At 33.3% G+C, this 16,260-nt stretch carries 15 protein-coding genes; 1 reads left to right on the forward strand and 14 read right to left on the reverse strand.

All coding sequences use genetic code 11. The features are described 5' to 3' along the window. Positions 1–30 precede the first annotated feature (30 nt). The 14 genes from hisC to K7G76_RS12040 all read right to left on the reverse strand — a co-directional run bounded on the left by hisC (position 31) and on the right by K7G76_RS12040 (position 14,600). On the reverse strand, positions 31–1,071 hold the full coding sequence (gene hisC / locus K7G76_RS11975) for a histidinol-phosphate transaminase (RefSeq protein ID WP_223034463.1): 1,041 nt from the start codon (positions 1,069–1,071) through the stop codon (positions 31–33). Continuing rightward, positions 1,068–2,354, reverse strand: coding sequence for a histidinol dehydrogenase (hisD, locus tag K7G76_RS11980; protein WP_223034464.1), 1,287 nt, complete (start codon positions 2,352–2,354; stop codon positions 1,068–1,070). The genes hisC and hisD overlap by 4 nt, the downstream gene beginning before the upstream one ends. Beyond that, positions 2,351–3,208 (reverse strand): ATP phosphoribosyltransferase, encoded by an 858-nt coding sequence (gene hisG, locus K7G76_RS11985; RefSeq protein ID WP_223034465.1) that lies wholly within the window; start codon positions 3,206–3,208, stop codon positions 2,351–2,353. Before hisG ends, hisD begins: the two co-directional genes overlap by 4 nt. A 251-nt stretch (positions 3,209–3,459) precedes the next feature. Continuing rightward, positions 3,460–4,272, reverse strand: coding sequence for a prohibitin family protein (locus K7G76_RS11990; RefSeq protein WP_223034466.1), 813 nt, complete (start codon positions 4,270–4,272; stop codon positions 3,460–3,462). A 15-nt stretch (positions 4,273–4,287) separates the two neighbouring features. Further along, complete coding sequence (locus tag K7G76_RS11995) at positions 4,288–6,321, reverse strand: VWA domain-containing protein (RefSeq protein ID WP_223034467.1); 2,034 nt, start codon at positions 6,319–6,321, stop codon at positions 4,288–4,290. Position 6,322: 1 nt separating this feature from the next. Next, a complete protein-coding gene (fabG, locus tag K7G76_RS12000) occupies positions 6,323–7,069 on the reverse strand; it encodes a 3-oxoacyl-[acyl-carrier-protein] reductase (protein WP_223034468.1) in 747 nt (248 codons plus the stop codon). Positions 7,070–7,177: 108 nt separating this feature from the next. Beyond that, a complete protein-coding gene (gene sucD / locus K7G76_RS12005) occupies positions 7,178–8,050 on the reverse strand; it encodes a succinate--CoA ligase subunit alpha (protein WP_223034469.1) in 873 nt (290 codons plus the stop codon). Positions 8,051–8,121: 71 nt separating this feature from the next. Then, positions 8,122–8,529, reverse strand: a complete 408-nt coding sequence (locus K7G76_RS12010) for a nuclear transport factor 2 family protein (protein WP_223034470.1) — start codon at positions 8,527–8,529, stop codon at positions 8,122–8,124. Next, on the reverse strand, positions 8,530–9,465 hold the full coding sequence (locus K7G76_RS12015; protein ID WP_223034471.1) for a UDP-3-O-(3-hydroxymyristoyl)glucosamine N-acyltransferase: 936 nt from the start codon (positions 9,463–9,465) through the stop codon (positions 8,530–8,532). It lies immediately after the preceding gene. Between the two features lies 1 nt (position 9,466). Continuing rightward, on the reverse strand, positions 9,467–10,033 hold the full coding sequence (gene efp, locus K7G76_RS12020; protein ID WP_223034472.1) for an elongation factor P: 567 nt from the start codon (positions 10,031–10,033) through the stop codon (positions 9,467–9,469). A gap of 4 nt (positions 10,034–10,037) precedes the next feature. Then, entirely contained in the window at positions 10,038–10,823 is a 786-nt protein-coding gene (lpxA, locus tag K7G76_RS12025; RefSeq protein ID WP_223034473.1) for an acyl-ACP--UDP-N-acetylglucosamine O-acyltransferase, read from the reverse strand. A 100-nt stretch (positions 10,824–10,923) separates the two neighbouring features. After that, a complete protein-coding gene (locus tag K7G76_RS12030) occupies positions 10,924–12,330 on the reverse strand; it encodes a bifunctional UDP-3-O-[3-hydroxymyristoyl] N-acetylglucosamine deacetylase/3-hydroxyacyl-ACP dehydratase (RefSeq protein ID WP_223034474.1) in 1,407 nt (468 codons plus the stop codon). After that, entirely contained in the window at positions 12,317–13,345 is a 1,029-nt protein-coding gene (gene lpxD, locus K7G76_RS12035) for a UDP-3-O-(3-hydroxymyristoyl)glucosamine N-acyltransferase (protein WP_223034475.1), read from the reverse strand. The genes K7G76_RS12030 and lpxD overlap by 14 nt, the downstream gene beginning before the upstream one ends. A gap of 25 nt (positions 13,346–13,370) precedes the next feature. After that, the gene (locus tag K7G76_RS12040; RefSeq protein ID WP_223034476.1) at positions 13,371–14,600 is read right to left on the reverse strand and encodes an HD domain-containing protein; all 1,230 of its coding nucleotides are present in this window, start codon (positions 14,598–14,600) and stop codon (positions 13,371–13,373) included. A 36-nt stretch (positions 14,601–14,636) separates the two neighbouring features. Here K7G76_RS12040 and porX point away from each other — a divergent pair, with 36 nt between their 5' ends. Further along, positions 14,637–16,190, forward strand: coding sequence for a T9SS response regulator signal transducer PorX (gene porX, locus K7G76_RS12045; RefSeq protein ID WP_223034477.1), 1,554 nt, complete (start codon positions 14,637–14,639; stop codon positions 16,188–16,190). Positions 16,191–16,260 lie beyond the last annotated feature (70 nt).

The raw sequence follows: 16,260 nt of genomic DNA on the forward strand, positions 1-16,260 counted from the left end.
GGATTTCACAATAAGTTTGGATTGACCATTTTATTTAAATTCATTGAAAATTTTTACTAATTTTTTGTTCTCTTTTTCTGTTCCAATAGTAATGCGCAAGCAATTATCGCAATTGGTTTCATTTGTCCTATTTCTGACAACAATGCCTTTTTTAATAAGTTGATTGTATCGTTTAATTGCACTATCAACTTTTATTAAAATAAAATTGGCATCAGATGGGAATATTTTTTCAATACATTCAATGTGTTTTAATTGCTCGACTAATTGTGCTTTTTGTTCTATTAAATAATTTACCTCTTGAACAACATTTGAACTGTTCATTAGTCGTTTTATAGCCTTTTGTTGCGTTAATTCATTTACATTGTATGGTGGCTTAATTTTATGTAATGCATCTGTAATAGTTTTTGAAGCGTAACAAATACCAAGTCTAATTCCTGCCATTCCATATGCTTTTGATAAAGTATGTGTTACAATTAAATTTGGAAATTCATCGAGCCTGCTTAACCAACTTTCTTGCTTTGAAAAATCTATATAGGCCTCATCAATAATCACTATACCTTTAAATTGGTTTAATAATTTTTCAACTAACTCTGGATTAAAGCTATTGGCTGTTGGGTTATTTGGAGAACATAAAAACAAAAGTTTAGTACGCTTATTCGCGGCTCTTAAAATTTCATCAATATCGGGCTGAAAATCTATACTGCGCAACGGAATTTCAATATTTTTTACTGCATTGATATTTGCCAATACATTATACATTCCATAGGTAGGTGGTAACGTGATTACTTTATCCTGATTTGGTTCGCAAAACACTCTAAAAATTAAATCTAAAATTTCATCACTCCCATTACCTAACAAAATATTATTAATTGGAATATTCTTAATTTCAGACAACCTGTTTTTTAAAACAAATTGTTGGGGATCTGGATAACGATTCATATCATTATCAAAAGGATTTTCGTTAGCATCTAGAAAAACCAAATCGCTTGATATATCCTTAAATTCATCTCTAGCAGATGAGTACGGTTTTAGTGATTTTACATTGCCTCTTATTAAAAGTTCTATATTCATTGTTTTAAGTCTTTTAGTCGATAAGAAACCGCATTCTTATGAGCTTTCAAGCCTTCTGCTTCTGCCATTAACTCAATAACACTTCCTATATTTTTTATTCCTGCTTTAGTTATTTTTTGAAACGTGATGCTTTTTGTAAAACTATCAAGATTAACTCCTGAGTACGCTTTACAAAATCCGTTTGTCGGTAATGTGTGGTTTGTCCCAGACGCATAGTCACCTGCGCTTTCTGGTGTGTAATTACCTATAAAGACAGAACCTGCATTTTGAATGCCATCAACAAAAAATGTTTCGTTTTTAGAGCATATAATAACGTGTTCTGGTCCATAGCTGTTTATTAATTGCAAAGCATCTCTATCAGATTTTAGATGTATGGCTTTTGAGTTTTTAATTGCTGTTTTTGCGATTTCCATTCGTGGAAGATCTACAACTTGTTTTTTAATTTCTAAAGTCACTTTTTTAATCAAATCTTTAGAAGTAGATACTAAAATAACTTGGCTATCTGTTCCATGTTCAGCTTGACTTAATAAATCTGAAGCCACATATCTTGGAATTGCAGCATTATCTGCAAAAATGAGTAGTTCACTTGGTCCTGCAGGCATGTCTATAGCTATACCGTATTTCGTAGCTAATTGTTTAGCTACGGTAACAAATTGGTTTCCAGGACCAAATATTTTATACACTTCTGGGATACTATTTGTTCCGAAGGTTAAAGCTGCAATAGCTTGAATACCTCCTACTTTAAATATTTTGGTTATGCCACATAAATTTGCTGCATATAAAACTTCATCTGCAATTTTTCCATTCTTATTGGGCGGTGTACACAAAACAATATCTTCACAGCCTGCAATATTAGCTGGGATTGCTAACATTAAAACCGTAGAAAATAAAGGTGCTGTTCCTCCAGGTATGTATAATCCTATTTTATTAATAGCCCTTTTTTCTTGCCAACATTTAACCCCAGTTGTGGTTTCGACTTCTATACGCTTAGTTTTTTGAGCTATGTGGAATTTTGTGATATTGGATTTTGCAACTTGAATAGCCGCTTTTAAATCATCGGATATACGCGAATTAGCTAAATCAATTTCAGCTTTGGCAACCCTAAAATCATTTAAAATTGCACCATCAAACATACAAGTATATTTAGAAACTGCTTGATCTCCGTTACGTTTCACATCATCAAAAATTAGATTTACTGTATTTTCTATATCATGAACCGTTTGGGTGGGTCGTTTTAATATTCTTGACCAATTTTCTTTTTTTGGGTTTTCAATTACTATCATAATACCATATTTTCAATTGGGCAAACTAAAATTCCTTCTGCACCATTATCCTTGAGCTCATTAATTACATCCCAGAATTCATTTTTATTAATTACAGAGTGAAGGGAACTCCAACCTTCTTTTGCCAAAGGCAGTATTGTTGGACTGTTCATTCCAGGTAGAATACTAACAATTGCATCTAGCCTTTCATTTGGGGCATTCAGTAAAACATATTTGTTTTGTCTTCCTTTTAAGACGGATTGAAGTCTAAATTGAATTTTATCCAAAATAGCTTGGTTCTCATCAGATATTTTTGGTGAGACCGCTAAAACGGCTTCTGACTTTAGTAACACCTTTACTTCTTTTAAACCATTTTTAAATAGCGTGTTGCCACTAGATACAATATCTACTATAACATCAGCCAATCCAATATTAGGCGCTATCTCAACTGACCCATTTATAATATGCAATTTTGCTTTAATTTTGTTTTTAGCCAAAAAATGATTTACAGTATTTGGGTAAGATGTAGCTATGCGCTTTCCTTGTAAATCTTTTATAGATATAAAGGTTTGTGATTTAGGAATGGCTATAGAAACTTTACATTTAGAAAAACCTAATTTCTCAATTATTGAAATTCCATTCCCTTTTTCTATAAGGACATTTTCTCCAATAATAGCAGCATCTACAATACCATCTTTAAGATATTGTGGTATATCACCATTCCTCAAATAAAATACTTCTAAAGGAAAATTTCTGGTTGATGCCTTAAGTTGATCTTTACCGTTGTCTATTGAAATACCTATTTCCTTAAGGATTTTCATTGAATCGTCGTGTAACCGACCCGATTTTTGAACTGCAATTTTTAATTTACTCATTATTCTTTTTTTGTTGTCTGAGTAAATCTTTTGGAGAGATTTCTAATGTGATAGAAATAAAAAACCGCTTGATTTACTCAAACGGTTTTAAAAATATCTTGGTTTTTATTCAATACATCTTCAGCTCGCTTGAGTGCAAGTATGAAAATGATGATGATGTAATTGAATAAAATTCATTTGTCTTTTTCTTCCGAACAAATTTTCAAAAAATAATTTTATATATCCAAATGTTTTTAGGTTTTTTTTGAACTCTACTGATTACCAAGTATAATAGGCATTCCTGAATCGCCAGAACCTATAACGATTACTTTTGAGTTTGGTGACTCCGATAATTTAATGGTGGCTTCAATACCTTTGTCTTGTAAAATCTTATCAGTTAACGAGGCGCTTAATATTCTGTTTGCATCTGCTTTACCTTGAGCTTCTATACGTTGGCGTTCGGCTTCTTTTTGGGCTGTAACCAATCTAAATTCATATTCCAACGATTCTTGCTCTTGTTTTAATTTGCGCTCAATTGCATCTTTAATAGTTGGAGGTAGTGTAACATCTCTAATTAAAATACTATTCAATTGAATGTATTGATCTTCAACAATTTTTTTGGTTTCTTCATAAATTTCTGCCTGAATGGCGTCACGTTTCGTAGAATACAACTGCTCTGGTGTATAGCGCCCTACTACACTTCTAGCTGCAGAACGAACCGCTGGCTGTAAAACACGTTGCAGGTAATCTTTTCCTTTTTCTTTATGCAATCGTGGCAATTGTGAGTACTTTGGCTGATATAATACTGAAGCATCCAATTTAATATCCAATCCGTTTGAAGACAAAACTGACATTTTCTCTGGTATTTCCTGTTGTCGTACCTCGTACTCAATAACACTATTCCATGGTGCTACGAAATTAATCCCTTCTCCAAGAGGATCGCTATCGGGATCTACTCCTCCACCCAACTGATATAAAACTCCAGCATAACCAGAATCAATAGTTACAATAGATTTTGTAACAAGAACAAATAAGACTATAACTGTAATAATAATTGGCAACCCAATTTTTGGCAATTTTTCCATTTTTGAAATTTTAAATTAAATAAGTCCGTTATATTTTCTAATAAACCATTCCGAAGCTAAACACATAGCTATTAAGGCAAGTAAATATTTCCAATCTATCAAAGGTACTGTATTTTTTGTGCTTTTCTCAATAGCTACAAAGCGATTATCATTTAATAAACTACTAATCAAATCTTGAGATGTATTAGGGAAATAGGCTTTTCCATAGCTATTATTAGCCAATGCCTGCATTTTTGTTACATCGGCATTTAAAAACTGTTCCTCAATATTATATTCCAGGATTTTAAATTTACCTGATTTACTTAAATTATCCGTTGTGGTTTTTACAGTAAAACTATAATCTGAAGGTAGTAAACTACTTAAATCGACTTCAAAATTATTATTTCGCAAAACAAACGGAAAATCTCTAACAACTTTTGTACTGTCATTCATTACAGAAACAACTAAATTTTCACGATTGTCAAATTCATAGTTTTTATTGTAATACTGTGCCTTAATAATCACGTTTGAGTTGCCTTCGTAAAAAGAATTATAGTCTAAAGTCAAGCGTTCTTTGCGTTTATTTGTAGATAAATATTGAACCAACTTTCCTGTGAAATTATCAAAAGGATTAAACGAATTTTTATTTAAAAAGGACTGTGCTCGCCATTTCCAAATATCTTCTCCAAAAATAATGGCTTCTCTCCTTCCATTTATTTCAAAACTAGCCATCAATGGATTGTTGGTTGTTGTGTTTCTTATTTTTTTAAATAACACGGTTTCAAAAGGAATCGTAAACTCAACATTACCAAATTTTGATTTTAAAGGCGGAAAGGATTCAAAATCTAGCTCATTTATAATAAATACATTGTAATTTTGATTTGGTGATGCTAAATAATTTTCTGTTTGTGCCGAGTTTTTTTGCGTGTAAAATGAATTCACTTGATTTAAGAAATTCCAATCAGTTTTTGTACCTGTAATAACCAATTTATTACTTTTAGAAGCCTCAAGTTTTTCATAAATTGACTTAAAGCGATTGTTAGGCTGATATAGAACAACTAATTGAAAATCGTTAATTTGATTTTCGTATTCTTTTGCAGTTAAAATACTTACTGTTCGCTGTTGATTACTTTCAATACTCTTTTTTAAGGCGCCAATATCTGGATGAAGCCAATCGCTAACAATTGCTATTTTAGATTTCTCATCCACAACCTCAATAGCAAAATTTTTAATATTGTTTTGTGTATTTAATTCACTTGTTATGGGTTCTACACTAACTTGATAAGAAAATGTCCCAACTTTATTTGCCGGCAGTGTAAAATTCACAACAGCTGAATTGCTATTCTTATCGAGCTTTAATACTGACGAATAAACCGTAGAGCTACCACTTTTAACTGTAAATTTTGGGTTGAACTCTTCATCACCATTATAAACGACTATAGCCTCAACAGGAAATTTATTCTTCAAAAATGCATATTTGTTGACGTTTAATTGCTCTATCTTTAAATCGATGTGCGCTACTGTATCACCCAATATTACAGGGAAAATAGGCTGTTTATATGCTCTTGTTGCAAAACTATAATCGCTACCATAGGTTTGATTTCCATCAGACAAAATAATAGTTGGAGCAACCGTTTGTTTATAAACATCATTTAAACCATCAAATAAGTTGTCAAGATTGGTTTGTTTATCTTGAAATGACAAGCTATCAGAAAGCTTCAATTCATTTCCAAAAGCATAAAAATCAATATTAAATTTTTCATTTAATTCTTGATGGTTTCGTATTTTACCGACTATATTTTCAACTAAAGAATCTTGGTTTAAGAACGATATAGAATTAGAGTTATCTACTGCTACAACCAAACTAGGCTTTTCATAAAAAGTAGACAACTGTTCAATTTTTGGATTTAACAATAATAGAATGACCGCAAATACTGTAATAAATCGTAGCACCAATAAATAATTATTAACGGACAATTTATGTTTCACCTTATATCTATACTGAAAAAGCGCTACTAATAGCGCTATAATTCCAGATATTACAATATATAAGATTACTGTATTTGACATTTTATGTTAACATACCTCCATCTACATTTAAAGTTTGACCAGTAACATAAGCAGACATATCACTTGCCAAGAACACACAAGCATTAGCTATATCTTCTGGAGTTCCACCTCGCTTTAACGGGATTGCTTCTCGCCATCCTTTCACGGTATCTTCATCTAGTTTGGCGGTCATTTCAGTCTCAATAAAACCTGGAGCAATAACATTGCTTCTAATATTTCTCGAGCCTAATTCTAAAGCCACTGATTTGGAAAATCCAATAATACCTGCTTTTGAAGCCGCATAATTAGTTTGTCCAGCATTCCCTTTTACACCAACAACAGAACTCATATTTATAATTGATCCCTTACGTTGTTTTAACATAGTACGCTGTACGGCTTTGGTCATATTAAAAACAGATTTTAAATTCACTTCTATAACTGTATCAAAATCTTCTTCGCTTATTCGCATAAGCAAATTGTCTTTAGTAATTCCTGCATTATTAACAAGCACATCTATACTTCCAAATTCAGCTACAACTGCATCGGCAAGTTCTTGAGCTTCTTGAAAACTAGCAGCATTGCTCTTATACCCCTTTGCTTTAATACCTAAAGCGTTTAATTCTTTTTCTAATTCATTTGCTGCTTCAACAGAAGAGCTATATGTAAATGCTACATTAGCACCTTGTTGTGCAAAAACTTGAGCTATCCCTCTACCTATTCCTCTACTAGCTCCAGTTATTATGGCTGTTTTACCGTCTAATAATTTCATGTTTCAATGTTGAGATTGGTTGTTTGTCAAATATAATAAATACAAGTTGCATCAAATAAAAAAACCTTACAAGATTTTGTAAGGTTTTTAACAGAATATTATAAGCTTTTAAGCTAAAACTTCAGCTACTTTCTTTCCTATTTCAGCAGGTGAATCCACGACATGGATACCGCAAGCTCTCATGATTTTCTTTTTAGCTTGAGCTGTATCATCACTACCACCCACTATAGCACCAGCGTGTCCCATAGTTCGCCCTGCTGGAGCTGTTTCGCCAGCAATAAAACCAACTACAGGTTTTTTACTTCCGCTTTCTTTATACCAATTGGCAGCATCAGCTTCCAACTGACCGCCTATTTCCCCAATCATTACAACTGCTTCAGTTTCCGGGTCGTTAATTAATAATTCAACAGCTTGTTTGGTTGTCGTTCCAATAATTGGGTCACCACCAATACCAATTGCTGTGGTAATACCTAAACCTTGTTTTACAACTTGATCTGCCGCTTCGTATGTTAGGGTTCCTGATTTAGAAACAATACCAACTTTTCCTTTTTTGAATACAAAGCCTGGCATAATACCAACTTTTGCTTCCTCTGGTGTTATAACACCTGGACAGTTGGGGCCAATTAAACGACAATTTTTATCTTTTATGTAATCTGAAGCAACAATCATGTCTGCAACAGGAATACCTTCTGTAATCGTAATAATAACTTTAATTCCTGCGTCTGCAGCTTCCATAATAGCATCTGCGGCAAAAGCCGGAGGAACAAATATTATAGTCGTATCAGCACCTACTTTCTCCACAGCTTCCTGTACTGTATTAAAAACAGGCTTATCTAAATGGGTTTGTCCACCTTTACCAGGTGTTACTCCTCCTACTACATTTGTACCATACTCAATCATTTGACCAGCGTGAAAAGTACCTTCACTACCAGTAAATCCTTGGACTATTATTTTTGAATCTTTATTAACTAAAACGCTCATTTAAGTTTGATTTTTGTTGTTTTTTAATCGACTACAAAAGTAGTCTTTTGCATACTATTTGTAAAAGTATTTTACGAATTTATTTTATTGAATGCATTTGAATTTAGTGTATCATTATCTGCAGGCTGACTCATTTCATAAACACGATAAATCTTATTATCTTTAATTTCAATAATGCACATATAGTGAGCCAATGGAATTTCTTCTTCAGTAGATTCTATTGTTCTTGCGTACAATGTATATCGTGTTGTTACTTGGTTTCCTTCTGACAATAGATGACTTAACTGAAATCTTAAACTATCATAAGATTCTGTTACGCCCTTAAAAAAATTATAAACTCCTGAAAAATCGCGTTCACGAAATCCCATGCTACTATTCCAATATACCTTACAGTCTTGGTGATAAAACTTTTCAATTAAGCCTAAATCATTTGCCAGATCGGATTCGTAAAAAGATTGTATTAATTTTTTAGGGCTCATTTATTTTTTATTTAATTTTTCCAATATTTCAGGAATCTTTTTAATTGATGCTATTTCTTTATATTTTGATCTAAAATCATCTGCAGGAGTACCAAAATAGCTTTTACCACCTTCTAGTGATTTACTGACTCCTGATTGCGCAGAAATAACAGCCTTTGCTCCGATGGTAATTCCACTGGTCATTCCAACTTGTCCCCAAATGGTTACTTCATCTTCTATAATAACACAGCCAGCTATTCCGACTTGAGAAGCAATAAGACATTTTTTTCCAATTATTGTATCATGCCCTACTTGAATTTGGTTATCCAATTTAGAACCTTCGCCAATAGTAGTATCACCAGTTACACCCTTATCAATTGTACAAGCAGCTCCAATATGGACATGATCTTCAATTATTACACGACCTCCAGATAATAGTTGGTCAAAACCTTCAGGACGGTTTTTGTAATAAAAGGCACTGGCTCCTAAAACTGTTCCTGCATGAATTGTTACATTATTACCTATAACCGTATCATCATAAATACTGACATTGGAATGTATAACACAGTTATCACCAATTGTAACATTATTTCCTATAAAGCAATTGGGTTGAATAACAGATCCTTTTCCAATTTTTGCTGAACTGGAAATTGAAGAGTTTGATGATTGAAATGGTTTAAAGTGTTTGGTGAGCTTATTAAAGTCGCGAAAAGGATCATCACTAATCAATAATGCCTTACCGTCAGGACAATCAACTTCTTTATTAATTAAAACAATAGTTGCAGCAGATTGCAAGGCCTTATCATAATACTTTGGGTGATCAACAAAAACAATGTCTCCAGGTTCTACAACATGAATTTCATTCATGCCCAATACCGGAAAATTTTTATCACCAACAAAATCAACACTGATTAAATTGGCAATTTCTTGTAAAGTATATGCTTTTGGGAACTTCACCTTATTCCTTAATACGTTCTTTGTACGTACCTTTTTCGGTTTCTATTTTTATTTTATCGCCTTCATTTATAAATAAAGGCACATTAACTTCAGCACCGGTCTCAACAGTTGCAGGCTTTGTAGCATTTGTAGCTGTATTCCCTTTTACACCAGGCTCTGTATGCGTTACTTCTAAAATCACACTCGCTGGCATTTCTACAGAAAGCGGCATATTATCTTCTGAATTGATTAAAATAGTAACCACTTCGCCTTCTTTCATTAAATCGGGCCTATCTAAAGCAGCTTCCAATAATCTAATTTGCGTATAATCTTCTTGGTTCATAAAATGATAGAATTCACCATCGTGGTATAAAAACTGAAACTTGTGGGTTTCTACACGAACATCATCAATTTTATGTCCTGCTGAAAAGGTGTTGTCAATAACTTTCCCTGTTGTTACACTTTTTAATTTTGTTCTTACAAACGCTGGACCTTTACCAGGCTTTACATGTAAAAACTCTATAATTTTATAAATATCATGATTATACCTGATGCATAATCCATTTCTAATATCTGATGTACTAGCCATAAACTTAATTTGATTTAAAATATCCTTTCATAATACCACGCTGCGAATCTTTAATAAATTGAAGAATTTCGTCACGTTCTGGAGTAGCTTCCATCTCTGCTTCAATAATTTCTGCAGCTTGGGTATTGTTATAATTCTTTTGATAAAGTATTCTATATATGTCTTGAATCTCTCTAATTTTTTCTGTTGAAAACCCGCGTCGTCGCAATCCCACGGAATTAATACCAACATAAGATAAGGGCTCTCGTGCTGCCTTAACAAATGGCGGCACATCTTTTCTTACTAATGAACCTCCTGTTACAAAGGCATGGTTACCAATTGAGCAAAACTGATGCACAGCGGTCATTCCAGCAAGCACAACAAAATCACCAACATTAATATGACCAGCCAAAGTGCTATTATTTGAAAAAATACAATTGTTCCCAACAATACAATCGTGAGCCACATGGCAATAGGCCATTATTAAGCAATTATTACCAATTACCGTTTTCATTTTATCGGTAGTACCTCTATTTATGGTCACACACTCTCGAATAGTTACATTATCTCCTATTTCTACGGTTGTATCTTCGTCATTATATTTAAGGTCTTGTGGAACTGCAGAAATAACTGCGCCAGGAAAAATATTACAATTTTTACCAATTCGCGCACCTTCCATAATAGTGACATTACTACCAATCCATGTACCCTCACCAATTACAACATTATTATGAATAGTTGCAAAAGGTTCTATAACGACATTTTTGGCAATTTTTGCTCCAGGATGTACGTATGCTAAAGGTTGATTCATTTTAGTAATTTTATTATTGATATATAGGAAAACATATATTCGCCTATTAGTTTTTCAGAACTAACCCAAATTTTCACATTGGCTCTGTTCATTTGTTTGTTTATTTTACTTTTGAAATTTGTGCCATCAATTCTGCTTCAGCACATAATTTGCCATTAGCATATGCATAACCTTGCATATGGCAAATACCACGTCTAATAGGCGTTATTAAATCACATTTAAAAATCAAGGTATCACCAGGCACCACTTTCTGCTTGAATTTAACATTATCTATTTTCATAAAGAAGGTTAAATAGTTTTCAGGATCTGGAACGGTACTTAATACTAAAATCCCTCCTGTTTGCGCCATAGCCTCTACTATTAGAACACCTGGCATGACCGGAGCCCCTGGGAAATGACCAGCAAAAAAAGGCTCATTCATCGTTACATTTTTAGTACCAATGACATGAGATTCACTTAACTCGAAAATTTTATCGATTAACAAAAAGGGTTGACGATGTGGCAACATAGCCATTATTTCATTCACATCTTTTAAAGGCTCTTGATTCAAATCGATATTTGGAACATGGTTACGGCGCTCATTTTTAATGATTTTAGACATTTTTTTTGCAAATTGCGTGTTGACAAAATGTCCGGGTTTGTTGGCAATAACCTTTCCTTTTATGGGTGTTCGTATAAGTGCCAGGTCACCTATTACGTCAAGCAACTTGTGCCTAGCAGCTTCGTTAGGGTGATGTAACGTTAAATTATCCAGAATTCCGTTTGGTTTTACAGCAATATTGTCTTTTTTGAAAGCTACGCGTAATTTATCCATAGTTTCAGGTGATAACTCTTTATCTACATAAACTATAGCATTGTTCAAATCGCCGCCTTTGATTAACCCATGCTCCAACAACATTTCAATTTCATGTAAGAAACTAAAAGTTCTAGAATCTGAAATTTCGTCTTTAAATTCTGAAATATGTTTAATAGAAGCATTTTGAGTACCTAAAACTTTAGTGCCAAAATCTACCATAGTTGTAACTTGATATTCGCTAGATGGCATAACCAAAATTTCACTTCCTGAATCTTCATCTGTATACGAAATGACATCGGTTACTTCATAAACTTCGCGCTTTGCATCTTGCTCTACAACTTCAGCTTTTTCTAATGCTTCAACAAAGAACTTTGAAGAACCATCCATTATTGGTGGTTCAGAAGCGTCAAGTTCTAAAATAGCATTATCAATATCTAAACCAACCAATGCAGCTAAAACATGCTCACATGTTTGGATAGTAACACCATTTTTTTCTAAACAGGTGCCTCTTTGTGTGTTGGTTACGTAGTTAGCATCTGCTTCAATTATTGGACTGCCTTCTAAATCAATACGTTTAAAAGCAAATCCTGAATTTTCTGGAGCAGGTTTAAATGTTAACACAACATCTTTGCCTGTATGTAATCCTACGCCTTTAAGCGACACATCATTTTTGATGGTCTTCTGCTTAATATCAGTATTAATTATTCCCATTTACTTTTTTTTCAATATCATTTATAGTTTTTGCCAATCGTGGTAGGTTTTTAAAATACACATAAGATTTATTGTAGTCGCCATAACCAAGAGCTGGAGAACCCTGTAAAACCTCATTATCTACTACATTTCTACCAATTCCAGACTGTGCCTGTATTTTTACATTATTGCCAATGGTAATATGCCCTACTATACCGACTTGGCCACCTATTTGGCAATTCTCGCCAATTTTGGTTGAGCCCGCAATTCCGGTTTGAGCAGCTATAACGGTATTCTTACCAATTTCTACGTTATGGGCTATTTGAATTTGATTGTCTAATTTAACCCCACGTCTAATAATAGTTGACCCTAATGTAGCACGATCTATAGTTGTTGCAGCACCAATATCAACGAAATCTTCGAGTATTACATTACCTATTTGAGGCACCTTATTATACTCACCTTTTTCGTTTGGTGCAAAACCAAAACCGTCAGCTCCAATTATGGCTCCAGAGTTAATTACACAATTCTTACCTACAACACACTCTGAATATATTTTAGCACCAGAAAACAAAATTGAATTATCACCAATTACTACGTTATCACCTATATAACTATTGGGGAAAATCTTTACATTGTCACCTATTTTGACATTGTCTCCTATAAATGTAAATGCCCCTACATAAATATTATCACCCAAAGTTGCTGATTCTGAAATTGACGTTGGATTGTCAATCCCTAACTTATTCAACTTAATCTGATTATAATACTCCAATAATTTAGAAAACGATTTATAAGCATCCTCAACTTTAATTAAAGTTGTTTCAAGTTCATGTTCTGGAACAAAGCTTTTGTTTACAATAGCAATTGAAGCTTTTGTAGTATATATATATTGTGTATATTTTGGATTAGCCAAAAAGGTCAAGGAACCTTCTGTTCCTTCCTCTATTTTTGATAGTTTAGAAACTTCAACTTGTGCATTACCTACAATGTCACCTTCTAAAATACCTGCTATTTGTTCTGCTGTGAATTTCATTAGGAGCAAAAATAGAAAAAATGTATCACATTTTATCTTTAGGGTAGCATATAAAATATTTAGTAACTGGTTTTGTGAGCGCTTTTAAGTTTAATTGATCTGAAGCCTTAACAATATCTACAATTTTACCAGATTTATACAGGATATTAATATCCTGCGTACCTTGCTCGTAAGCTTGGTTTGAAATGGATCCTGAAAAAACAAAATAGCTGGCTTCATAATCTGAAATTCTGTATTCAGTTTTTAAGTTTTCAATATGCTTTGAAAGCTGTTTAGGCTTTATACTGTTCTTTTTAATTTTAATTTTCAACAGATGCCTATTGATTATCATTTCACTTAAATTACTTAAAACAAAATCCGGATGGTGCTGCCAAGCTTTCATAGCCGATATAATATCATAATCATCAAGTCTGGCAAACATTTTAAGTTCATCAGACTTAAAATTATCGAATGACACATCATGTTTTAAAAAATATGTCAATGGTTCACTAGAATCCAGTTCCACACCTTGTTTGGTTAATTCCTTGGCTCGTTGCAACATGCGTGTTAATAATTGTTCAGCCACCAAACCTGTTTTGTGCAAGTAAACCTGCCAATACATCAATCTGCGAGCCACTAAAAATTTTTCTACGCTATAAATTCCTTTTTCCTCTATCACCAAGGCATCATCAACCACATTAAGCATGGTTATCAAGCGTTCACTATTTATATTACCTTCAGATACACCTGTATAAAAACTATCACGCTTTAAATAATCGGCTCGATCCATATCCAACTGACTCGATATTAGTTGACACAGAAACTTGCGATGATAATCGCCCTTAAAAATAGTTATGGCCAGCGTTAAACTTTCGTTAAATTCACGGTTCAAATCCTCCATAAACAACAACGAAATCTGCTCGTGGGAAATGCCATTTACGATACTATGCTCCATGGCGTGCGAAAAAGGGCCGTGACCTATATCGTGCAATAAAATAGCTATATACAAAGCATTTTCTTCGTCATTGGAAATGCTAACACCTTTAAAACGAAGTGTCTGAACGGCTTTTTGCATTAAATGCATACAACCTATCGCGTGATGAAAACGGGTATGATGAGCTCCAGGATATACCAAATATGACATGCCCATTTGTGAAATACGTCGCAGGCGTTGAAAATAATTATGCTCAATTAAATTAAAAATTACCGAATTGGGAATGGTAATAAAACCGTAAATTGGGTCGTTAAATATTTTAAGTTTGTTAGTTTTAAGCAAGTCTTTTAAATTCTATAATTACATAAACAAATATACATGAACAATATAAATATTCTTTGGGTTGACGATGAAATTGATTTATTAAAGCCTCATATTATTTTTCTTCAACAAAAAAACTATAATGTTACAACATGCAAGAGCGGAACCGAAGCTATTGAAGTTTTAGACGATAAAACCTTTGATATTGTATTTCTGGATGAAAACATGCCTGGTCTAACCGGTCTTGAAACCTTAAACGAAATTAAGGCCAAACGCGACACACTTCCTGTGGTTATGATTACCAAGAGTGAAGAAGAATACATCATGGAGGAAGCCATAGGCAATAAAATAGCCGATTATCTCATTAAGCCTGTAAATCCCAATCAGATTCTTTTAAGTTTAAAAAAGAATTTAGACCACTCTCGATTAGTTTCCGAAAAGACAACTTCTAATTATCAGCAAGAATTCAGAAAAATTGCCATGGATTTAACTATGGTAAATAATTTTGAAGAGTGGGCCAACCTCTACCAAAAATTGATTTACTGGGAAATGCAATTAGAAGATATTGAGGATACGGGTATGTTTGAAATTTTAGAATCCCAAAAAACGGAAGCTAATACACAGTTCGGAAAGTTTATTGACAAAAACTACCCGAGCTGGTTTGAACCACATGTAGATGCACCTACCATGTCGCATAATTTATTTAAAAACAGGGTCGTTCCCGAATTAAGCAAAGAACAACCAACATTATTGGTAGTAATAGATAACTTGCGCTATGACCAGTGGAAAGCCTTTGAACCTATTGTAAACAACTACTACAAAAAAGAACAAGAGACTCCGTTTTATAGCATTTTACCAACAGCAACTCAATATGCTAGAAATGCTATTTTTTCAGGTTTAATGCCAGCCGACATGGAAAAAATGCACCCTAACCTATGGAAAAATGATACCGACGAAGGGGGTAAGAATTTACATGAAGCTGAATTTTTAGAGGCTCAAATGAAACGATTGGGATTAAACCACCTTAAACATGAATATTACAAGATTACCAATCTAAAAAACGGAAAAAAATTAGTTGACAATTTCAAAGGACTAAAAGATAATGATCTTACTGTGGTTGTCTATAATTTTGTTGATATGCTTTCGCATTCTAAAACCGAAATGGATGTTGTTAAAGAACTCGCCTCAAATGACAAAGCCTATCGCTCACTTACAACAAGTTGGTTTAAAAATTCACCATTACTTGAAATGATTCAACAAGCACAACAATTGGGCTTTAAATTAATTTTAACTACAGACCACGGGACCATAAATGTCAAAAATCCTTCTAAAATTATTGGTGACAAGGATACTAGTTTAAACTTACGCTATAAAACTGGACGCTCGTTAACTTATGAAGACAAGGATGTTTTGGTTGCTAAAGACCCAAAAAACATACATCTACCAACAATAACCATGAGCAGTTCGTTTGTGTTTGCTAAAAACGATTTGTTTTTTGCCTATCCAAACAACTATAACCACTATGTAAGTTATTATAGAAACACCTATCAGCATGGTGGTGTTTCATTAGAAGAAATGATTATTCCATTTGTGGTTTTAAACCCAAAATAACTCCACGTAACGCAAAAAAATCCGATGAAATACACATTTTTTTAGTTTTTCTCAATTTTAATATGTATAA

Origin of the sequence: Hanstruepera marina, assembly GCF_019880635.1 — a bacterium.
GTDB lineage: Bacteria > Bacteroidota > Bacteroidia > Flavobacteriales > Flavobacteriaceae > Hanstruepera > Hanstruepera marina.